This is a genomic window from Brevundimonas sp. KM4, from assembly GCF_000964075.1.
In the GTDB taxonomy this organism is placed as follows: domain Bacteria; phylum Pseudomonadota; class Alphaproteobacteria; order Caulobacterales; family Caulobacteraceae; genus Brevundimonas; species Brevundimonas huaxiensis.
Window position 1 is genome coordinate 1 of record NZ_JZRG01000011.1, and the last position, 21034, is coordinate 21034.

General features: G+C 65.7%; 15 protein-coding genes. 9 read left to right on the plus strand and 6 right to left on the minus strand.

All coding sequences use genetic code 11. From position 1 onward, the window contains the following. Positions 1-33 precede the first annotated feature (33 nt). Positions 34-642, minus strand: a complete 609-nt coding sequence (locus VH88_RS07500) for an NAD(P)-dependent oxidoreductase (RefSeq protein ID WP_045810708.1) — start codon at positions 640-642, stop codon at positions 34-36. A gap of 53 nt (positions 643-695) precedes the next feature. Here VH88_RS07500 and VH88_RS07505 point away from each other — a divergent pair, with 53 nt between their 5' ends. The 6 genes from VH88_RS07505 (at position 696) to rplL (ending at position 4784) form a co-directional block, all read left to right on the plus strand. Beyond that, complete coding sequence (locus tag VH88_RS07505) at positions 696-1112, plus strand: helix-turn-helix domain-containing protein (RefSeq protein WP_045810709.1); 417 nt, start codon at positions 696-698, stop codon at positions 1110-1112. 90 nt (positions 1113-1202) lie between these two features. Next, positions 1203-2264: an AI-2E family transporter gene (locus VH88_RS07510; protein ID WP_197071021.1), complete on the plus strand. Its 1062-nt coding sequence runs from the start codon at positions 1203-1205 to the stop codon at positions 2262-2264. 153 nt (positions 2265-2417) lie between these two features. Further along, positions 2418-2870, plus strand: a complete 453-nt coding sequence (locus VH88_RS07515; RefSeq protein WP_045810710.1) for an NUDIX hydrolase — start codon at positions 2418-2420, stop codon at positions 2868-2870. Between the two features lie 69 nt (positions 2871-2939). Next, entirely contained in the window at positions 2940-3512 is a 573-nt protein-coding gene (locus tag VH88_RS07520; RefSeq protein ID WP_045810711.1) for a DUF2059 domain-containing protein, read from the plus strand. A 310-nt stretch (positions 3513-3822) separates the two neighbouring features. After that, a complete protein-coding gene (rplJ, locus tag VH88_RS07525) occupies positions 3823-4338 on the plus strand; it encodes a 50S ribosomal protein L10 (RefSeq protein ID WP_045810712.1) in 516 nt (171 codons plus the stop codon). Positions 4339-4400: 62 nt separating this feature from the next. Next, entirely contained in the window at positions 4401-4784 is a 384-nt protein-coding gene (gene rplL, locus VH88_RS07530; protein WP_039248437.1) for a 50S ribosomal protein L7/L12, read from the plus strand. Positions 4785-4934: 150 nt separating this feature from the next. Here the strand turns inward: rplL and VH88_RS07535 are convergent, their stop codons facing one another. Further along, complete coding sequence (locus VH88_RS07535; RefSeq protein ID WP_045810713.1) at positions 4935-5852, minus strand: PHB depolymerase family esterase; 918 nt, start codon at positions 5850-5852, stop codon at positions 4935-4937. A gap of 119 nt (positions 5853-5971) precedes the next feature. Between VH88_RS07535 and VH88_RS07540 the strand changes: the two genes are divergently transcribed. Beyond that, positions 5972-6649: a type 1 glutamine amidotransferase domain-containing protein gene (locus VH88_RS07540; protein WP_045810714.1), complete on the plus strand. Its 678-nt coding sequence runs from the start codon at positions 5972-5974 to the stop codon at positions 6647-6649. Between the two features lie 40 nt (positions 6650-6689). Here VH88_RS07540 and VH88_RS07545 read toward each other — a convergent pair whose 3' ends face one another. The 4 genes from VH88_RS07545 to VH88_RS07560 form a co-directional block, all read right to left on the minus strand. Beyond that, entirely contained in the window at positions 6690-8678 is a 1989-nt protein-coding gene (locus VH88_RS07545) for a M61 family metallopeptidase (protein WP_045810715.1), read from the minus strand. Positions 8679-8913: 235 nt separating this feature from the next. Further along, positions 8914-10875: a M61 family metallopeptidase gene (locus VH88_RS07550; RefSeq protein ID WP_052689525.1), complete on the minus strand. Its 1962-nt coding sequence runs from the start codon at positions 10873-10875 to the stop codon at positions 8914-8916. A gap of 132 nt (positions 10876-11007) precedes the next feature. Next, a complete protein-coding gene (locus VH88_RS07555; RefSeq protein ID WP_137721394.1) occupies positions 11008-11493 on the minus strand; it encodes a hypothetical protein in 486 nt (161 codons plus the stop codon). A 132-nt stretch (positions 11494-11625) separates the two neighbouring features. Beyond that, positions 11626-12177: an FKBP-type peptidyl-prolyl cis-trans isomerase gene (locus tag VH88_RS07560; protein ID WP_045810717.1), complete on the minus strand. Its 552-nt coding sequence runs from the start codon at positions 12175-12177 to the stop codon at positions 11626-11628. 339 nt (positions 12178-12516) lie between these two features. Between VH88_RS07560 and rpoB the strand changes: the two genes are divergently transcribed. Both rpoB and rpoC read left to right on the plus strand, forming a co-directional pair. Beyond that, a complete protein-coding gene (gene rpoB, locus VH88_RS07565; protein WP_045810718.1) occupies positions 12517-16632 on the plus strand; it encodes a DNA-directed RNA polymerase subunit beta in 4116 nt (1371 codons plus the stop codon). A 103-nt stretch (positions 16633-16735) separates the two neighbouring features. Then, positions 16736-20932: a DNA-directed RNA polymerase subunit beta' gene (gene rpoC, locus VH88_RS07570; RefSeq protein WP_045810719.1), complete on the plus strand. Its 4197-nt coding sequence runs from the start codon at positions 16736-16738 to the stop codon at positions 20930-20932. Positions 20933-21034: the final 102 nt, after the last annotated feature.

The following is a 21034-nucleotide window of genomic DNA, read 5'->3' on the forward strand; positions in this document are numbered from 1 at the left end:
GGGAGCGATCCCCGCCGTTTTTTCTTGCCCGGATCAGTAGGCGGCGGTGAAGCGGGCGCGGCTCTGCTTGGGGTTCTCCAGCTCGTCGACCATGGCGATGGCGTAGTCGGAGAAGCCGATCTTGCTGTCGCCGTTGGCGTCCACGACCAGTTGGTCGGTCCCGGTGCGATAGCGGCCCAGGCGCGGCGTTTCCTCGATCAGGGCGGCGGGGGAGAAGAAAGTCCAGTCGATGTCCGTTTCCTGACGCAGGTCGTCCAGGAAGGTGATGCCGCCCTTGGCGATGGGCTTCCATTCGGCCGGAAACTGCGGCGTGTCGAACAGGAGGACGCCAGGCGCGACCTCCAGGCTGGCGGCGCCGCCGGTGACGAGCAGGCGCGGGACGCCGGCGGTCTTCAGCGCACCCAGGATCGTCGCGGCGGGAACATCGAAGTGCAGGGCGCTGATGACCGCGTCCGAACCCTTGATCAGGTCGGCGAGCGCGGCGGCGTCCGAGGCGTCGCCGGCGACAGGCGTGACGCCGGTGGCGCTCGGGATCGCCTCAGGCTTGCGGGCGATGGCGGTGACCGTGTGACCGCGCGCGGCCAGTTCCTTGGTGATTTCCGAGCCGGCGCGACCGCTGGCGCCGAGAACTGCGACTTTCATGGAAGGCTCCTTTGGGTATCCAATGGATACCAGGTGCGCTACGGAGTGCGCCCATGCAAGACGGCACCTCTCAGACACCTGGTCACCTTCAAGAAACCTGGCTGCGCGGCGATGTGTTCGCAGCGAACTGTCCGACGCGGCAACTGCTGGACCGGATCGCCGACAAATGGAGCACCCTGATCCTGATCGTGCTGGGCGAGGGGCCGATCCGGTTCAACGCCCTGAAGCAGCGGGTCGATGGGGTGTCGCAGAAGATGCTGAGCCAGACGCTGAAATCGCTGGAGCGCGACGGGCTGGTGTCACGCTCCGTCGTGGCCACCGTGCCGGTGTCGGTGACCTATGCGGTCACGCCGCTGGGCCGAACCCTGATGGCGGCGATGCAGTCGATCATCGACTGGGCCGAGACCCGGATGCCGGAAGTCGCGGCCGCGCAAACGGCCTACGATCAGCGATCCTCCGACGCCCACTGACTTTTTTATCGCGCGCGGCGAACGGCCACGCTCGACCCGCGTTCCTGTCGCGACCTTGAAGGGGGCGACATGTTCGGATTGGGAAAACTGATGGGCGACAAGCCCGGTGCAGGCGGGCACGACCCGTGGAAGGGGCGCCTCGCGTTCGGCGCCATCGTGCTGGTGGCGGCCTATTTCGCGGTCCAGCTGATCGTGACCTTGCAGACGTTGTGGCTGCTGATCTTCGGAGCCATCGTGGTGTCGGTGATCCTGCGCGCCCTGGCCGATCCCATCGTGCGCTGGCTGAAGGCGCCGGATCCGCTGGCCGTCTTCCTGTCGCTGCTGATCGTGATTGCGGTGCTGGCAGGCGTGCTGACCCTGTTCGGAACCCAGATCGCCGAACAGGTCGTGGCCCTGTCGGCCGTGGTGCCGCAAGGGTGGGAGCAGGTCCAGTCGTGGATCCAAGCCCAACCCTATGCCGCGCAGCTGCTGGAACAGTTGCAAGGGCTGGGCGGCCGCGCCGGTCAGGCGCTGCAGGTCGCTCAGAAGTTCGCCTTGGGTCTCGCATCGGGCGTCACCACCCTGGTTCTGGTCGTGGTCGCAGGCGTCTTCCTGGCGATCGAACCCGCCAAGTCGCGCGAGGGGCTGTTGTCCATGCTGCCCATGGATCGGCGGCCGCGGATGCGCGAAGTGCTGAACAGCTGTGGCAAGGCGTTGAAGGGTTGGCTGAAGGCGCAGCTGTTCTCGATGGTCCTGGTCGGGACGCTGACCGGGGTCGGTTTGGCCATCATCGGCGTGCCGTCGGCGCTGGGGCTGGGTCTGCTGACGGGACTGGCGCAGTTCGTGCCGATCGTGGGCCCCATCGTCTCCACCGTGCCGGCTGTGCTGGTCGGCGCCACGCAAGGGTGGCAAACGGCCCTGATGACGCTGGCGCTGTATGTCGTTGTGTCCCAGCTGGAGAGCAACTTCATCACGCCGATGGTGCAGAAGAATGTGGCCAATCTGCCGGTCGTCCTGGGCATTTTCGCCGTCGTGGGCATCGGCACCCTGTTCGGGCCGCTGGGCGTGCTGTTCGCCACGCCGCTGGCGCTGGTGCTGCACACTCTGATCACCATGCTGTATCGTCAGGACGTGCTGGGCGATCCCAAGGCCAAGGCGCCCGGCGAGAAATAAATGGGACCGTCCGTGGTCTGACAACTTGACGCGGGCGTCGCGATCCCGTTTCGAGGGCGGCCGCGACCGGCAGACCTGGAACCAGACGTGAAGATTGGGCGAGCGCCAGCACGAATCGTCAGGACCGCTCACGCGATGGGCGAGGGCTGAGGCGTGGCTCAGGCCCGGTCGAAACGCACCACCCGCTCCGAGACCCGGCAGGTCGCGGCCCTGCCGTGGCGGCTGGAGGACGGCGAGCGTCGCATCCTGATGATCACCTCGCGCGAGACGCGGCGCTGGGTGATCCCCAAGGGCGGGCGTATGGTCGGTAAGAGCGACCCCGAGGCCGCCGCCCAGGAGGCGATGGAAGAGGCGGGGGTCAAGGGCGACATCGACGTCCAGTCCATCGGCGTGTTCCGCTACGTCAAGGGTTTGAAAGACGGCGGCGTGCGCCAGTGCGTGGTGTCGGTCTATCCGCTGGAAGTGCTGATCCAGATGGGCGCCTGGCCCGAAGCACATCAGCGCGAGCGCCGCTGGATGAGCCTAAGTGAGGCGGCGGATCTGGTTCATGAGCCAGACCTGGCCGCGCTGATCCGCGACTTCGACGCCACGCCGCTGGAAGATTGAGCAACCGTCGGTCGAATTCGACTGGCCTGCGGGCCTGAGCCTCCCGATAAGAGGGCGGGGGAGGCCATCATGATCATCACACGCAAACTGGCGCTGGCCGCGTCGCTGGGTCTGGCGCTGGGTCTGAGCGCAACAGGCGCGCACGCGCAGGCGGAGGCTCAGTCCGAAACGGTTGTCGTCACGCGCGTCGAGCCGGCGCCGCAGGATGCCGGCCTGGCGCGCCGCAGCGCCCTGGCGCGCGAACTGATCGACCTGTCCGTCGGCCCGAACTTCATGAAGGAGTTCGAGCGCTTCATGGTCACGCAGATGGGTGAACTGGATAAGAAGGGCGGCGAAGAAGCGATCTGGGTCCGCACCAACATGCCGTCCATGGCGAGCAGAATGATCGAGCGGTTCATGGATGACTTGGCCCCGGTCTACGGCTCCGTCTTCACCGAAGAAGAACTCGTCGCTCAGATCGCATTTTATCGCACGGCAGTAGGTCGCTCTGTCGCAGCCAAGACGATATCCTTGAGCATGGCGTCACAGGAGGTCGAGACCGCAGCGATGACGAACCTTATGGAGGAGTTCGAGAGCAAATACTGCGCCCGGTTCGACTGCGGCGAGGCTGAGCAGACCGGGGCCAAGCCCAGCCGGCGTTAAGCCGGGTTGATTTCCAGCGGCGGCGCCTGTAAGAGCGCCGCTTCCCGTCGGAGGTTCATCTTCTGACGGTCCTGTCCGAGAACTTCGGGGCGTGGGGGTCACCCAGGCCATAACTGTCAGAGAGCCCTCTGACGCCGTGGGGAGATGGGGACGCGACCTTGCGCTGTCAGCCCGCATTCCGGGATGGACGCCGTCAGACGCATCCTTCGGACAATAAGACCGGCCCGACGTTTCGCAGCGATGCGATGCGCTTTGGCCAATCCGGCGCCGGGAATAAGCCCGGCGGCGAATACCAAGACTGGAGACCGCAATGGATCGCGCTCAAAAAGCCGAGTCTATCGAATCGCTCAAGGGCGTTTTCGCCGACGCCGGCAGCGTGGTCGTGACCCACAACCTGGGTCTGACCGTTGCGGAAATGGAAGATCTGCGTGGCCGTCTTCGTAAAGAAGGCGGCGCGTTCAAGGTGGTCAAGAACCGCCTGGCGCTGAAGGCGCTCGAAGCCGAGGAAGGCAGCGACTACCACAACCTGTTCAAGGGTCCCGTGGGCATCGCCTATTCCGAGAACCCCGGTACGGCCGCCAAGGTCGCCACCGAGTTCGCCAAGGGCAACGATCGTTTCAAGATCGTCGGCGGCTTCATGGGCTCGACCATCGTCGACCAGAAGGGCGTGGACGCACTGTCCAAGCTCCCGACGCTCGACGAGGTTCGCGGTCAACTCATCGGCCTGCTCAACGCGCCTGCGACTCGTATCGCCGGCGTGCTGCAAGCACCCGCCGGTCAGCTGGCTCGCGTGTTCAACGCCTACGCCACCAAGGAAGCCGCGTAAGCGGCCCAGCCTTTCATCTCTGCATCACTCTCTAAAACCAATCCTCCGAAGGAAAACTGACAATGGCTGACCTCGCCAAGATCGTCGAAGACCTGTCCGCTCTGACCGTCCTCGAAGCTGCTGAACTCTCCAAGCTGCTGGAAGAAAAGTGGGGCGTCAGCGCCGCTGCTCCGGTCGCCATGGCTGCTCCGGCCGCCGGCGGCGGCGCTCCGGCTGAAGCTGCCGAAGAGCAAACCGAATTCACCGTCGTCCTGGTCGACGGCGGCGACAAGAAGATCAACGTGATCAAGGAAGTCCGCGGCGTCCGTTCGGACCTGGGTCTGAAGGAAGCCAAGGACCTGGTCGAAGGCGCTCCGCAGAACGTCGTCGAGAACGTCTCCAAGCAACAAGCCGACGAAATCGCCAAGAAGCTGACGGAAGCCGGCGCCAAGGTCCAGATCAAGTAAGATCTGACTTTCGGCATTTGCTGAAGATCGGAAAGGCCCGGCGGGAAACCGCCGGGTCTTTTTCTTTTGGGGCCTACCGCGCGGAGCGCTGCTTGAGGCCGATTGATTGGCTATCGTTGGACAGCGGCGAGGCGTCTGGGGGCTCTGGCCTCAGCGCTGCGGGCGGGTGCGGGCGGCGAAGAAGGCCCACAGGGCGTCGTTGTCGGCGACCCAGCTGTGGCCGCCGCCTGAGGTGATGCGGCCCACCACGTCGGCGCCGTCGCGGCAGGCGGCGTAGCCCTCTTCATAGACCTTGTCGGCGATCCAGCGGGTGTCGCGTGCCTGGGTGCAGCCGTTCAACTGGGCCCAGCGCTGTTCGGCGGCATGCATGGTGTAGCTCCAGTAGCCTGCGCCGCCGCCCTGGATCGGATTGGTGGTGTCGGCGTCACCGGCGAAGGCGATGACCGGCATGGGGCGCGAAGGGCGGCAGGTGGCGGGATCCGGCTCCTGCGGGCGGTCCTTTCTGGGATTGCCGGCGCGCAAGCCGACGACCGGGGCGATGGCTGCGAAACGGTCGGCGGCGACACAACCCAGCCAGGACGCCATCCGCCCGCCGCCCGACAGGCCCGTCGCATAGACGCGGCCGTCATCGACGCAGCCCTGGTCGGCCAGATAATCGATGGCTCCCGTCAGATAGGCGACATCGTCCGCATCGCCGGGACCGGGGACGGCGCCGGTGACGGTCGGCACGCCGGGGATGTTCCAGACGAAACCCTGATCGATCGGAATCCCGGCGTCGGGCGCGGCGACGATGAAGCCGTGCCGATCCGCCGCCTCAGCCAGGCCGGAAGACGCCAGCATCTTCTCTCCCGTGCCGCCGCTGCCGTGAAGCAGGAAGACCAGAGGCGCCGGCTTTGCAGGGTCGAAACCATCAGGCAGGTGGATCCGCATTGTGCGTCCAGTGCGGCCGATGGCGACGGCCTGGGTCGCGCCCGCCTGTCCGATGTTGCAGGGGCCGGCCGCGTGCGCGGACGGGCTGAAGATCATCAGGCCCATCAGGGCGGCGAACAGACCGAACCAAGGCTTCATGCGACGTCGTCTCCGCTGATCGAAGCCGGCAGGTTGGGGTGTTTTCGGCATCGAGGCCAGTCTTGAGCGGCGCCGTGCGGCTTCCCATCTGTGGACACCCCAAGACGGAGCCATCCCCTATGAAAATTCTGTTGGTGCTGACGTCGCACGATCAACTCGGCGACACGGGCAAGAAGACCGGCTTCTGGCTGGAAGAACTGGCGGCGCCCTATTACGCGCTGAAGGATGCGGGCGCGGAGATCGTGCTGGCCTCGCCCAAGGGCGGTCAGCCGCCGCTGGACCCCAAGAGCGACGACCCCGACGCCCAGACCGACGACACGCGCCGGTTCAAGGCCGACCCCGAAGCCCAGGCCGCCCTGGCCTCGACCGTCGTCCTGGCGTCGGTGAAGGCCGAGGATTTCGACGCCGTCTTCTATCCCGGCGGCCACGGACCGCTGTGGGACCTGGCGAACGACGCCGACTCCATCGCCCTGATCGAGGCCTTCGCCAAGGCCGACAAGCCGACCGGCTTCGTCTGTCATGCGCCCGGCGTGCTGAAGTCCGTGAACGGGCCGGATGGCAAGCCGCTGGTCAACGGCCGCAAGGTGACCGGCTTCACCAACTCTGAAGAGGAGGCCGTGGGCCTGACCGACGTGGTGCCGTTCCTGGTCGAGAACGTGCTGACCGCCAACGGCGGCGACTACTCCAAGGGGCCGGACTGGGGCTCCTATGTTCTGACCGACGGCAAGCTGGTGACCGGGCAGAACCCCGGCTCGTCGCACGCGGCGGCTGAGGCGCTGCTGAAGCTGTTGAAGTAAGGGACGTGTCTCCTCCCCGCGAGGCGGGGAGGAGACGCTTTCAGCGACGGCGGGGCGCGAGGATGTCGGACAGGCGATCCGGCGCGCCTTCGATCCGTTCCAGCCGCGGGTAGCGCAGGCCGTTGTGGTAGGCGAAGGCCACTGTGCGGAAGCGATCGCCGGACTTCAGCAACAGTTCGATTGGGGCGTCGGTCCCTTTCGCCGCCGTGACGGCGTCGCGCAACACCTCGGCCGAACCGGTCTTGCCGTTGACGGCGACCAAGCTCCAGCCGGCACCGAGGCCTTGCTCGAAGGCGGGGCCGCCCCAGCGAATGTTGGTCAGCTTGTCGCCCGACAGGGTGAAGCCCAGCGAATATTGGAAGTCGTTGGCCCAGCCGCTCTGGACCGACTTCGCCGCCGCCGAGGGTGTGTCGGTGTAGGTCAGTCGCCAGCCGCCACGCTCGATCCCGGCCAGCGGCGCGCGGGCGTCGGGACCGACGGCGTCCAGACGGGTGCGCAGGAAGGCGGCCCAAGCGTGCGGATAGACGGCGTTCAGGGCCGCGACGACATCTTCGAAGGTGTAGCCCTGAGGCGCCCATTCGCCGTCGTCGTGACCGAAGAAGCCCTTGGCGAAATCATCCAGCGACTTACGGCCGTTGGTGCCCTCGCGGATCAGGGTGTCGGCGTCCAGCCAGACCAGCAGGCTTTCGCGGTAGTAGTCGCCGGTGCCGCGCATCCATGAGGTGAACTGGCCCGGCACGCGATAGCCCAGCAGATTGTGATTGTTGGTGTCCTGCAAGGCGCGCCACTGGCGGCCCGGCTGGTTGTCATAGAAGGCGGCGACGCTGGCGAGGGTCGCCAGGGCCACGTCCTTGGAATGCAGGCCGGAACGGGCGGCCAGTACGTCGCCCCAATATTCGGTTTGGCCCTCATACACCCACAGCAGGGTGTTCTGAGTCGGGACGTTGTGGTTGGCGGTCAGCTCGTCCGCCGGACGCATGAACTTGCCGTTCCAGGAGTGGGTGTATTCGTGCGGCAGCAGGCCCCGGTCGCCGGCGCTCTTGGTCCAGTTGGTGAAGAAGTCGGGCGCGCCGGTGTTCTCGGACGAGCGATGATGCTCCAGCCCGATGCCGCCCATCTGATCCGTCAGGGCGAACAGGAATTCGTAGTTGTCGAAGTGGCGGGCGCCGAACAGGCGGTCGGCCTGCTGGACCATGTTCTCGAACAGTTTCAGCTGGTCGTCGGTGGCGGCCAGACCCTTGGCCTCGTCGGCCAGGATGTTCAGGTGGACCCTTGATTCAGACGGGGCGCCGCTGGGGTCGATGTCCACGCGGCGATAATGGGCGCCGGCGAAGATGGGGCTGTCGATCAGGGTGTAGAGGTCGGTCGGGGCGAAGGTCGCCACGTCGCCGTCCTGAGACGCCGTGGTCAGGGCCGTGCCGTATTTCCAGCCGGCGGGCAGGACCACCGAGGGGGCGACCCGGATCTGGCGGCTGAAATAGCCGGCCGGATAGAGGATGGCCTTCTCCCACTGCAGATTGACCATGGCCGGGGTCATCAGCACGCGCCAGTTGGAGGCGTCGGGTTGGGTCAGCTGCTGGAACTGCACCTCGATGCTGGTCACGCCCGCCGGAATGTCGAGGTGGAAGGCGTAAGGGTCCAGCGTGTCGCGCAGCCACTCGATGCGTCGGCCGTCGGCGGTGACGGTCAGGCCGGCCAACAGCTGGATCGGGCCGGTGGCGGCGTGGTTGCCGGGCAGGAACTTCGGATAGAGCAGCGTCAGCGGGCCAGGACCGGCGACCGGTATGGTCTGGCTGACGCGGATGATGCGGCGGTCCAGGTCGGTGATGTCGGCGCGGTATTGGATCACGTCCGGATATGGCTTGTCCTGCGGCGCCGGGATGGCCGGCTGGGCGCGGGGCAGGGCCAGCGGCGCCTGGGTCGCCTCGGTGACGACCGGAGTGGACTGGAAGGTCTGAGCTATCGCGGGAGCGGATGCGGCCGTCATCAGGACGGAGAGGCAGAAGGCGGTCAGGCGGGTGCGCGGCATTCGGTCATCCACATCGGCAGGGGAGCCGCACCGTCGGGGGCGAGGGGCGATGCGTCAAGGGACAGATGGCCGCGACCCTGACCCCTCTCCCGTTGGGAGAGGGCTTGAGCGCACGACGGCGAAGCCGGCGTTCTGGCGCGAAAGGGTGAGGGTCGGGTGCGCGAGTCGGCCCGCCATCCGACCCTCATCCGACCCCTTCGGGGCCACCTTCTCCCAACGGGAGAAGGGCAGTAACTCAGCGCCGACGCGGCGTCAGGATGTCGCCTAGGCGGTCGGGCGTGCCGGGGATGCGTTCCAGGCGGGGGTAGCGCAGACCGTCGTGGTAGTCGAAGACGACGGTGCGGTATTGCTCGTCATCCTTGACGATCAAGGTGACGGGCGTCGACGGATCCTTGGCTGCGGTGACGGCGTCGGTCAGGCGTTCGGCGCTGGCGGCCTGCCCGTTGACGGCGACGATCTCCATCCCGGCGGCCAGGCCCGACTTGAAGGCCAGGCCGTTCCACTGGACGCTGCGAATCCTGTTGCCCTCGCCGGTCTGGAAGCCCAGCGAATAGGTGAAGTCGTTGCGTTTCAGCTCGGCATACAGGGTCTTCATATAATCGGTGGGCTTGTCCGAATAGGCCAGCCGCCAGCCGCCGCGCGCCAGACCGTCCAGCGGGGCGCGGGCCTCGGGGCCGTCGGCGTCCAGTCGGGTACGCAGGAAGGTCGCCCAGTCATTGGCGACGACGCCGTTCAGGGCCGCGACCACATCCTCGAACGTATAGGGAGCGGGCGTATAGCTGCCGTCCTGGACGCCGTAGAAGGCGCGGGCGAAGTCGTCGAGCGACTTCCTGCCGCCGGTCTTTTCGCGGATCGTCGTGTCGACGTCGAGCCAGATCAACTGGCCCTCGGAATAGTAGTCCTCGTCGCGTTGCCACGACAGCCAGCCCTTGGGCTGGCGCTGGCTGATGATGGGGTCGTTGGTCGTGTCCTGCATCGCGCGCCATTCGCGGCCGACGCGCGTGTCGAAGGTCGCGGCGGTCATGGCCAGGGCGTCCATCGCCTGTTGCTTGCTGAGCAGGCCCGAGCGGGCGGCGATCACTTGGCCATAGTACTGCGTCTGGCCTTCATAGACCCACAGCAGGCTGTTCTGCAGGGGGCTGTTGAAGTTGGGCACATACTGGTCGGCGGGGCGGCGCCATTTGCCGTCCCAGGAGTGGTTCATTTCGTGGCTGAGCAGGTCACGGTCGGACAGATGGGTATCCCAGCCGGTGAAGAAGGCGGGATCGACCGAGTTTTCCGAACTGCGGTGATGCTCCAGCCCGATGCCGCCCAGCTTGTCCGTCATGGCGATCAGGAAGTCGTAGTGGTCGAAATGGCGCGCGCCATACAGGCGGTCCATCTGGGCGACCAGATTGCGCAGGATCTGGATCTGCTCGTCCGTCGCGTTCAGGCTGTCGGCCTTGTCGGCGACGATGTTGGCGCGAACGGGCGAGCGGCCGCCGGGATCGAGGTCGATCTGGCGATAGTGGACGCCGGCGAAGACCGGGCTGTCGATCAACACCTCCAGATTGACGGGCTTGAACGTCTGGACGTCGCCGGCCTTGCTGTCGGGCTCCAGCGCCGTGCCGAACTGCCAGCCAGCGGGGAATTTGACCGTGGGCTGGACCGTGATGTTCCGCGACCAGTGGCCGGCGGGATAGAGCAGCATCTTCTCCCACTGGATGTTCAGCATCTCGGGCGTCATCGTGATGCGGCCCTGATTGCCGGTCGTCGGCGACAGGTGCTGCAGGGTGATGTCCAGCGTCGTCGCACCGGCCGGGACGACCACGTGGTAGGCGAAGGGATGCAGGGTGTCGCGGACCCACTGCACGCGCTGGCCGTTCGCGGTGATCTCGATGCCGGCCAGCTGCGCGATGGGGCCGACGGGGCCGTGGTTGCCCGGCAGCCATTCGGGGAAGAACAGGGTCATCGGTCCCGCCTGGGCGACCGGGATCGTTTCCTTCACCGCAAAGATGTGCTGGGCCAGATTGGTGGCGTCGACGTCCAGGGTGATGACGCCGGGATAGGCGACGTCCCGCGCGTCCGGAATCGCAGGCAGGGGCGCGGGCAGGGCGGGCGGTGTGGTCGAGGCCTGCTGCGCCAGGGCGGCCGGGGCGGTCGAGACGAGCAGAAGAGCGAGGCCGAGAGGGGCGGCGCGCAGGCAAGAACGGATCATCGAATACTCTTCAGGCGACTGGGGGAGCCGCGACAGTCCGACGCAGGGGGCGGGGCGTCAAGCGTCAGCGCTGATCCGAAATTGCACTGCACCCCGAAAACGCGTGCAAAATGCAAGGAGGTGCAATTTCGATCAGTCTTCTTCCATCGGACGCAGGGGCGGCGTGGTGGGCAGGTTGTGCTGTCGTTTCGGGTCGTTGGCCATGCCCCGGTAGTAGCGCACAGCATGGTCGTCGATCTTGGCGATGGCCTCCAGATCCTTGTGCAGCCGGGACCAGCCCCGCGCCTCGATCAGCTTGCCGTCGATCATCGCCCGTGAAGCATTGGCCCAGGCCAGACGCGCCATGTCGGCGGCGTTGCAGGGCAGGCGCTGGTCGATGGCGTCCAACTCATAGGCGTCGAGCGGTTCGAAAACCGCGCCGTGCGGCTGGTCCGATCGGCGCCAGCCCTCCGTGCGAGCGCGCCAACGGAAGGTCGACAGACTGAGACCGTGGCGCGCGCAGACCTCCTGGGCGAACCCCCCGGCGAGATAGTCTTTGCGGGCGGCGGCCCAGGTTGCGGCGGACCGTCGGGTCCAGTCGGGCGAGTTTGGATTGGGATCGGAGATGTCATCGGTCATGCCGCCCATGATGCGGGCGGCGTCGGGTATGGCCGGAACAATGACGCTTCGAGCGCATAAGCCGTTGAATAGGCAGCGGTCAGGATGTCGAAATAGGATGGAGCGCGGGCGCCAGCCATCCTGTTTCGGTCTTCAGCTTGGCTTGACGTCCAGCAGTTCGACAGAGAAGCGCAGGGTGGAATTGGGGGGCAGTTCGTCGCCGCCGACCCAGCGCGAGCCGTAGCCCAGCGAGGCGGGGATGACGAACTCGTAGATCTCTCCGACGCGCATCAGGGCCACGCCCTCGGTCCAGCCCTTGATGACGCGGTTCAGCGGAAACTCGGCCGGTTCGTTGCGGGCGTAGGAACTGTCGAACTCGCGCCCGTCGATGAAGGTCCCGCGATAGTGGACCTTGACCGTGTCGGTCGCCTTGGGCTGAGCGCCCTCGGGGTGGGCCTTGCCGACGCGGCGATATTGCAGGCCGCTTTCGGTGGTGGTCCAGCCGCGTCGGGCGCCGTTCCAGGCGAGGTAGGCGGTGTTGCCGGCGTCCCAGGCCTGCTGCGGCGTCAAGGCGCCCTGGCCGTTGACCTGATCCGCGGCGCGCGCAGCGGCCGAAGCCGTCTCGGCATAGGTCACCGGCTCGCGGTGGGTGGCGCAGGCGGAGAGGGCGAGAGCGGCGAGAAGGGGCAGGGCGATCCGTGTCATAAGGCGACGCTAGATCAGCCCATCGTCGCTCGCAACGAGATTGCTCGGCTCTGTCGAAAAGGTTCCCGGGGCCTTTATTTCGTCGCGAATGCGCGTATATGTGCGCGCTCCGCAACACTCCATATGAGTCTGCGCGCAAGCGCCGAGGCCCGGTCCGTCGCCCTCCGACCGAGCGAAGGCGCGGCTCCTTCCCAGGGAGCCGGTCCATTTCAGGCGTCCTGGCCCGGCAGCGGGCCGAGGGTGGATGCCGAAACCCTGGCTGCGGACGCGGAAACGCGCGCCGTGGCTGCTGCATTTCACGCACGTCTTCCCCGGGGCGTGCGCCATGGGAAATACTGAATGACTGACGTCGCCCACGATCTCGCCATCAACGGTCAGATCGCTTCCGCCACCTCGTTCACCGGCAAGAAGCGCATCCGCAAATCCTTCGGGCGTATCCCCGAAGCGATCGCGATGCCGAACCTGATCGAGGTTCAGCGCGCCTCCTACGAACAGTTCCTGCAGCGCGAGGTCCGTCCGGGCCAGCGCAAGGAGCAGGGCATCGAGGCGGTCTTCAAGTCGGTGTTCCCGATCAAGGACTTCAACGAGCGCGCCATCCTGGAATACGTCTCGTACGAGTTCGAAGAGCCGAAGTACGACGTCGAGGAGTGCATTCAGCGCGACATGACCTATGCCGCGCCGCTGAAGGTCAAGCTGCGCCTGATCGTGTTCGAAACCGACGAGGAAACGGGAGCCCGTTCGGTCAAGGACATCAAGGAGCAGGACGTCTACATGGGCGACATCCCGCTCATGACGGACAAGGGCACCTTCATCGTCAACGGCACCGAGCGCGTGATCGTCTCGCAGATGCACCGTTCGCCGGGCGTCTTCTTCGACCACGACAAGGGCAAGACGCACAGCTCGGGCAAGCTGCTGTTCGCCGCCCGCGTGATCCCCTACCGCGGCTCGTGGCTCGACTTCGAGTTCGACGCCAAGGACGTGGTCTATGTGCGCATCGACCGCCGCCGCAAGCTGCCCGCCACGACCTTCCTGATGGGTCTGGGCATGGACGGCGAGGAAATCCTAAAGACCTTCTACGAGACCGTGCCTTACGAGAAGCGCGGCGAAGGCTGGGTCACGCCCTACAAGGCCGAGCGCTGGCGCGGGGTTAAGCCGGAGTTCGACCTGATCGACGCCGACACCGGCGAAGTGGTCGCCCAGGCCGGTCAGAAGATCAGCGCCCGCGCCGCCAAGAAGCTGGGCGAGACGACGACCTCGCTGTCGCTGGCCGCCGACGCCCTAGTCACCAAATATCTGGCCAATGACGCCGTCAACTTCGAGACCGGCGAAATCTACGCCGAGGCCGGCGACGAACTGGACGCCCCGACCATCGAAGTGCTGGAGCAAAACGGCTTCACCACCATCGAAGTGCTGGACATCGACCACGTCACGGTCGGCGCCTACATGCGCAACACCCTGCGCGTGGACAAGAACGACAACCGCGAGGACGCCCTGTTCGACGTCTATCGCGTGATGCGTCCGGGCGAGCCGCCCACCCCGGAAGCCGCCGAGGCCATGTTCAACTCGCTGTTCTTCGACAGCGAACGCTACGACCTGTCGGCCGTCGGCCGGGTCAAGATGAACATGCGTCTGGAAAGCCCCGAGGTCTCCGACGAGATCCGCGTCCTGCGCAAGGAAGACGTGCTGAAGGTGCTGCAGATCCTGGTCGGCCTGAAGGACGGCCGCGGCGAGATCGACGACATCGACAACCTGGGCAACCGTCGGGTCCGTTCGGTCGGCGAGCTGCTGGAGAACCAGTACCGCGTCGGTCTGCTGCGCATGGAGCGCGCCATCAAGGAGCGCATGTCCTCGGTCGATATCGACACGGTCATGCCGCACGACCTGATCAACGCCAAGCCGGCCGCCGCCGCGGTTCGCGAGTTCTTCGGTTCGTCGCAGCTGTCGCAGTTCATGGACCAGACGAACCCGCTGTCGGAAATCACCCACAAGCGTCGTCTGTCGGCGCTTGGCCCGGGCGGTCTGACGCGTGAGCGCGCGGGCTTCGAAGTCCGCGACGTGCACCCGACCCACTACGGCCGCATCTGCCCGATCGAAACGCCGGAAGGCCCGAACATCGGCCTGATCAACTCGCTGGCCACCCACGCGCGCGTCAACAAGTACGGCTTCATCGAGAGCCCGTACCGTCGCGTGAAGGACGGCCAGGCCCAGGGCGAGGTGGTCTACATCTCGGCCATGGAAGAGTCGAAGTACACGATCGCTCAGGCCAACATCGAACTGAAGAACGGTCAGATCGTCGAGGACCTGGTCCCCGGCCGGATCAACGGTGAATCCCAGCTCCTGAACAAGGACGCCGTGGACATGATGGACGTGTCGCCGAAACAGGTCGTTTCGGTCGCCGCCGCCCTGATCCCGTTCCTGGAAAACGACGACGCCAACCGCGCGCTGATGGGCGCCAACATGCAACGTCAGGCCGTGCCTCTGGTGCAGTCGGACGCGCCGCTGGTCGGCACCGGCATGGAAGCGGTCGTGGCCGTGGACTCCGGCGCCGTCGTGGTCGCCCGTCGTGACGGCGTTGTCGAACAGATCGACGGCACCCGGATCGTCGTGCGCGCCACCGGCGATGTGGACGCCGCTCGCTCGGGCGTCGACATCTACCGCCTGTCGAAGTTCCAGCGTTCGAACCAGTCGACCTGCATCAACCAGCGCCCGATCGTGCGCGTGGGCGATCAGGTGAAGGGCGGCGACGTCATCGCCGACGGCCCGTCGACGGACCTGGGCGAACTGGCTCTGGGCCGCAACGCCCTGGTCGCCTTCATGCCCTGGAACGGCTACAACTTCGAAGACTCCATCCTGATCTCCGAGCGCATCGTGCGCGACGACGTCTTCACCTCGATCCACCTGGAAGAGTTCGAAGTCGCCGCCCGCGATACGAAGCTTGGCCCTGAGGAAATCACGCGCGACATCCCCAACGTCGGCGAGGAAGCCCTGCGCAACCTCGACGAAGCGGGCATCGTGGCCATCGGCGCCGAGGTCCAGCCGGGCGACATCCTAGTCGGCAAGGTCACGCCGAAGGGTGAAAGCCCGATGACGCCGGAAGAGAAGCTGCTGCGCGCCATCTTCGGCGAGAAGGCTTCGGACGTGCGCGACACCTCCCTGCGCCTGCCGCCCGGCGTCGCCGGCACGATCGTGGACGTTCGCGTCTTCAACCGTCACGGCGTCGACAAGGACGAGCGCGCCATGGCCATCGAACGCGCCGAGATCGAACGTCTGGGCAAGGACCGCGACGACGAGCTCAAGATCCTGGAGCGCAACGTCTATGGCCGCCTGAAGCCGCTGATCGTCGGCAAGAACGCCGTGTCGGGACCCAAGGGCATCGGCCGCGGCGAACTGACCGAAGAGAAGCTGGCCGAGGTCAGCCGTGGTCTGTGGTGGCAGATCGCCCTGGACGACGAAAAGGCCATGGGCGAGCTGGAAGCGATGAAGCGCCAGTTCGAGGACGCTCGCAAGCAACTGGACCGTCGTTTCGAAGACAAGGTCGAGAAACTGCAACGCGGCGACGAACTGCCCCCCGGCGTGATGAAGATGGTCAAGGTCTTCGTGGCCGTGAAGCGCAAGCTTCAGCCCGGCGACAAGATGGCCGGCCGTCACGGCAACAAGGGCGTCATCTCCAAGATCCTGCCGATCGAGGACATGCCGCACCTGGAAGACGGCACGCACGTCGACGTCGTTCTGAACCCGCTGGGCGTGCCGTCGCGCATGAACATCGGCCAGATCTTCGAAACCCACCTGGGTTGGGCCGCCGCCGGTCTGGGCAAGCAGATCTCCGGTCTGCTGGAAGCCTGGCAAGGGGGTGGTCAGAAGCAGGCTCTGGTCGAGCGTTTGACCGAAATCTACGGCCCGGAAACCCCGCTGCCGGAAGATGAGGAAGAACTGGTCGAACTGGCGAAGAACCTGTCCAAGGGCGTGCCCTTCGCAACTCCGGTCTTCGACGGCGCCCACATCAGCGACATCGAGCGTCTGCTGGAAGAGGCGGGGCTGAATAAGTCGGCCCAGTCGATCCTGTACGACGGTCAGACCGGCGAGCAGTTCAAGCGTCCGGTCACGGTCGGCTACATCTACATGCTGAAGCTGCACCACCTGGTCGACGACAAGATCCACGCCCGCTCCATCGGCCCGTACTCGCTGGTCACCCAGCAGCCGCTGGGCGGCAAGGCGCAGTTCGGCGGTCAGCGCTTCGGGGAAATGGAGGTCTGGGCTCTGGAAGCTTACGGCGCCGCCTACACCCTGCAGGAGATGCTGACGGTGAAGTCCGACGACGTGGCCGGCCGGACCAAGGTCTACGAGGCCATCGTCCGTGGCGACGACAGCTTCGAGGCCGGCATTCCCGAGAGCTTCAACGTGCTCATCAAGGAAATGCGTTCGCTGGGTCTGAACGTGGAGCTGGGGAACAGCTGATCCGGATCACGAGCCCTCTCTCGCCACGGCGGGGGAGGGCGATCCCTCCGCTTTTCTCCGTTCTGAATAATTTTCGCGGGTCAGCCCCGCAGAAGGAATCAAGATGAACCAGGAAGTCCTGAACATCTTCAACCCGGTCCCGGTCACCCCGACCTTTGACCAGATCAAGATCGCCCTGGCCTCGCCCGAGAAGATCCGTTCGTGGTCGTTCGGCGAGATCAAGAAGCCGGAAACCATCAACTACCGCACGTTCAAGCCCGAGCGTGACGGCCTGTTCTGCGCGCGTATCTTTGGCCCGACCAAGGACTACGAATGCCTGTGCGGCAAGTACAAGCGCATGAAGTACAAGGGCATCATCTGCGAGAAGTGTGGCGTCGAAGTCACCCTGGCCCGCGTTCGCCGCGAGCGCATGGGTCACATCGACCTGGCTGCGCCGGTCGCCCACATCTGGTTCCTGAAGTCGCTGCCCAGCCGCATCTCGCTGATGCTGGACATGGCGCTGAAGGACGTCGAGCGCGTCCTGTACTTCGAGAACTACATCGTCACCGAGCCGGGCCTGACCCCGCTGAAGCAGAACCAACTGCTGACGGAAGACGAGTTCTATCGCTACCAGGAAGAGTTCGGCGATGACGGCTTCACCGCCGAGATCGGCGCCGAGGCCGTCCGCAATCTGCTGATGGGCATCGACCTGAACGCGGAAGCCGAAAAGCACCGCGCCGAGCTGGCCGACAACCCTTCGGAAATGAAGGCCAAGAAGGCGTCCAAGCGCCTGAAGCTGATCGAGGCCTTCCTGGAATCGGGCAACAAGCCCGAGTGGATGATCCTGACGATCGTGCCGGTCATCCCGCCGGAACTGCGTCCGCTGGTGCCGCTGGACGGCGGTCGTTTCGCGACCTCCGACCTGAACGACCTGTATCGCCGCGTCATCAACCGCAACAACCGCCTGAAGCGCCTGATGGAGCTGCGCGCGCCGGACATCATCATCCGCAACGAAAAGCGGATGCTGCAGGAGTCGGTCGACGCCCTGTTCGACAACGGTCGTCGCGGTCGCGTGATCACCGGCGCCAACAAGCGTCCGCTGAAGTCGCTGGCCGACATGCTGAAGGGCAAGCAGGGTCGCTTCCGTCAGAACCTGCTGGGCAAGCGCGTCGACTATTCGGGCCGTTCGGTCATCACCGTGGGCCCGGAACTGAAGCTGCACGAGTGCGGCCTGCCCAAGAAGATGGCGCTGGAGCTGTTCAAGCCGTTCATCTATGCGCGCCTGGACGCCAAGGGCCTGTCGGGCACCGTCAAGCAATCCAAGCGCATGGTCGAGCGCGAGCAGCCCGCCGTCTGGGACATCCTGGACGAGGTCATCCGCGAGCACCCGGTTCTGCTGAACCGCGCGCCGACGCTTCACCGCCTAGGCATCCAGGCGTTCGAGCCCAAGCTGATCGAGGGCAAGGCCATCCGCCTGCACCCGCTGGTCTGCACCGCCTTCAACGCCGACTTCGACGGCGACCAGATGGCCGTTCACGTCCCGCTGAGCCTCGAGGCCCAGCTGGAAGCGCGCGTCCTGATGATGTCGACCAATAACATCCTGTCGCCCGCCAACGGCAAGCCGATCATCGTGCCGTCGCAGGACATCGTCCTGGGCCTGTACTATCTGTCGCTGGTCAAGGACGGCGAGCCGGGCGAAGGCAAGCTGTTCGCCAACATCGGCGAGATCGATGCGGCGCTGGACGCCAAGGTCGTCACCCTGCACACGCGCATCAAGGCGCGCTGGACGGAACTGGACGCCGAAGGCAATGAGGTGACCAAGGTCATCGACACCACGCCGGGTCGCATGAAGCTGGCCGCCCTGCTGCCGCGTAACCCGAACGTCGGCTATCGCCTGCTCGAGAAGAACCTGACCAAGAAGGAAATCGGCAATCTGATCGACGTGGTCTATCGCCACTGCGGTCAGAAGGCGACGGTCATCTTCGCCGACCAGATGATGGGCCTGGGCTTCCGCGAAGCCGCCAAGGCCGGCATTTCGTTCGGCAAGGACGACATCGTGATCCCGGCCAAGAAGGTCGAGCTGGTCGCCGAGACCCGCACCCAGGTCGAGGAGTACGAGCAACAGTACGCCGACGGCCTGATCACGCGCGGCGAGAAGTACAACAAGGTGGTCGACGCCTGGTCCAAGGCCACGGACCGGATCGCCGACGCCATGATGGGCGAGATCGCGCAACCGCGTGTGCTGATCGAGGGTGAAAACCCCGACATCAACTCGGTCTTCATGATGGCCAACTCCGGCGCTCGTGGTTCGCAGGCCCAGATGAAGCAACTGGGCGGCATGCGCGGCCTGATGGCCAAGCCGTCCGGCGAGATCATCGAGACGCCGATCACCTCGAACTTCAAGGAAGGCCTGACCGTCCTTGAATACTTCAACTCCACCCACGGCGCCCGCAAGGGTCTGGCCGACACCGCGCTGAAGACCGCCAACTCGGGTTACCTGACCCGCCGTCTGGTGGACGTGGCGCAGGATTCCATCGTCACCGAGCAGGATTGCGGCTCGACGCGCGGCATCACCCTGCGTGCGGTGATGGAAGGCGGCGACGTGCTGGTCTCGCTGGGTCAGCGCATCCTGGGTCGCTATGCGGCCGAGGACATCAAGGAGCCGGGCACAGACACCGTCCTGTTCCCCGCCGACACCTATCTGGTGGAAGAAGTCGCCGAGGCCGTCGAGGCTGCGGGCGTCCAGTCGGTCAAGGTCCGTTCGGCCCTGACCTGCGAGGCGGACGCCGGCATCTGCGCCCACTGCTACGGCCGTGACCTGGCGCGCGGCACCAACGTCAACATCGGCGAAGCGGTCGGCGTCATCGCCGCCCAGTCGATCGGCGAGCCGGGCACTCAGCTGACGATGCGGACCTTCCACATCGGCGGTACGGCCCAGGTGGCGGAAACCTCCTTCATGGAGGCGACCAACGCCGGTACGGCCAAGGTCACCGGCCCGACCGTCGTCGCGGCCCACGGCGACCTGGTGGCCATGAGCCGCAACGTCATCGTGACCGTGGTCGTGGACGGCAAGGACCGCGAGACGCACAAGGCTCCTTACGGCGCCCGCATCCGCGTCAAGGACGGCGACGAGGTCAAGAAGAACCAACGCCTGGCGGAGTGGGACCCCTACACCACCCCGATCCTGACGGAAGTCGGCGGCGTCGTGCGCTTCGAGGACCTGGTCGAAGGCCTGTCGGTCAAGGAAGAAACCGACGAAGCGACGGGCATCGCCCAGCGCGTCGTCAGCGACTGGCGCGCCAGCCCGCGTGGTTCGGACCTGCGTCCGGCCATGGGCGTCACCCTGGGCGACGCCTACGCCAAGCTGTCGTCCGGTTCGGACGCCCGCTATCTGCTGCCCGTGGGCGCGGTTCTGTCCGTGTCGAACGGCGATGAGGTCAAGCCGGGCGAGATCATCGCCCGCGTTCCGACCGAAGGCGCCAAGACCCGCGACATCACCGGCGGTCTGCCGCGCGTCGCCGAACTGTTCGAAGCTCGCCGTCCGAAGGACTGCGCGGTCATCGCCGAGATGGATGGTCGCGTCGAATTTGGTCGCGACTACAAGAACAAGCGTCGCATCAAGATCACGCCCGAGCCCAACGCCGACGGCGTCCAGGGCGAACCGGTCGAGTTCCTGATCCCGAAGGGCAAGCACATCTCCGTCCACGACGGCGATCTGATCCAGAAGGGCGACTACATCATCGACGGCAACCCGGATCCGCACGATCTGCTGCGCATCCAGGGCGTCGAGGCGCTGGCCGAGTATCTGGTGAACGAAGTGCAGGAGGTCTATCGACTGCAGGGCGTGCCGATCAACGACAAGCACATCGAAGTCATCGTGCGTCAGATGCTGCAGAAGGTGGAAGTGCTGGATTCGGGTGAAACCACCCTGATCCGCGGCGACACCGTCGAAGTGGCCGAAGCCGTTCTGGAAAACGCCAAGGTCGAGAAGCGCGGCGGCCGTCTGGCCACCACCCAGCCCGTCCTGCTGGGCATCACCAAGGCGTCGCTGCAAACCCGCAGCTTCATCTCGGCGGCGTCCTTCCAGGAGACCACCCGCGTCCTCACCGACGCCTCGGTCCACGGCAAGAAGGACATGCTGGAAGGCCTGAAGGAAAACGTCATCGTCGGCCGCCTGATCCCGGCCGGCACCGGCGCCTACCTGCGCAGCCTGCAGAAGATCGCCAACGCGCGTGATGCAGAACTGACCTCGGCCCTGGAAGAGGCGATCGAGCCGCTGCCGGCCGATCTGCAACTGGAGCTGGAGAGCAGCGAGAGCTGATCTTCTGCTTCCCGAGCGAAGACCTGAAGAGGGCGGCGCCGGCGACGGCGCCGCCCTTTTTCTATGACTTGACGCGTACCAAGATTGCGGCGGACGAGGTCA

Bases quoted from the DNA above. Each gene is read 5' to 3' on its own strand.
- VH88_RS07500 (WP_045810708.1), bottom strand. From the start codon at position 642: ATGAAAGTCGCAGTTCTCGGCGCCAGCGGTCGCGCCGGCTCGGAAATC.
- VH88_RS07505 (WP_045810709.1), top strand. From the start codon at position 696: ATGCAAGACGGCACCTCTCAGACACCTGGTCACCTTCAAGAAACCTGG.
- VH88_RS07510 (WP_197071021.1), top strand. From the start codon at position 1,203: ATGGGCGACAAGCCCGGTGCAGGCGGGCACGACCCGTGGAAGGGGCGC.
- VH88_RS07520 (WP_045810711.1), top strand. From the start codon at position 2,940: ATGATCATCACACGCAAACTGGCGCTGGCCGCGTCGCTGGGTCTGGCG.
- rplJ (WP_045810712.1), top strand. From the start codon at position 3,823: ATGGATCGCGCTCAAAAAGCCGAGTCTATCGAATCGCTCAAGGGCGTT.
- rplL (WP_039248437.1), top strand. From the start codon at position 4,401: ATGGCTGACCTCGCCAAGATCGTCGAAGACCTGTCCGCTCTGACCGTC.
- VH88_RS07535 (WP_045810713.1), bottom strand. From the start codon at position 5,852: ATGAAGCCTTGGTTCGGTCTGTTCGCCGCCCTGATGGGCCTGATGATC.
- VH88_RS07540 (WP_045810714.1), top strand. From the start codon at position 5,972: ATGAAAATTCTGTTGGTGCTGACGTCGCACGATCAACTCGGCGACACG.
- VH88_RS07545 (WP_045810715.1), bottom strand. From the start codon at position 8,678: ATGCCGCGCACCCGCCTGACCGCCTTCTGCCTCTCCGTCCTGATGACG.
- VH88_RS07550 (WP_052689525.1), bottom strand. From the start codon at position 10,875: ATGATCCGTTCTTGCCTGCGCGCCGCCCCTCTCGGCCTCGCTCTTCTG.
- VH88_RS07555 (WP_137721394.1), bottom strand. From the start codon at position 11,493: ATGACCGATGACATCTCCGATCCCAATCCAAACTCGCCCGACTGGACC.
- VH88_RS07560 (WP_045810717.1), bottom strand. From the start codon at position 12,177: ATGACACGGATCGCCCTGCCCCTTCTCGCCGCTCTCGCCCTCTCCGCC.
- rpoB (WP_045810718.1), top strand. From the start codon at position 12,517: ATGACTGACGTCGCCCACGATCTCGCCATCAACGGTCAGATCGCTTCC.
- rpoC (WP_045810719.1), top strand. From the start codon at position 16,736: ATGAACCAGGAAGTCCTGAACATCTTCAACCCGGTCCCGGTCACCCCG.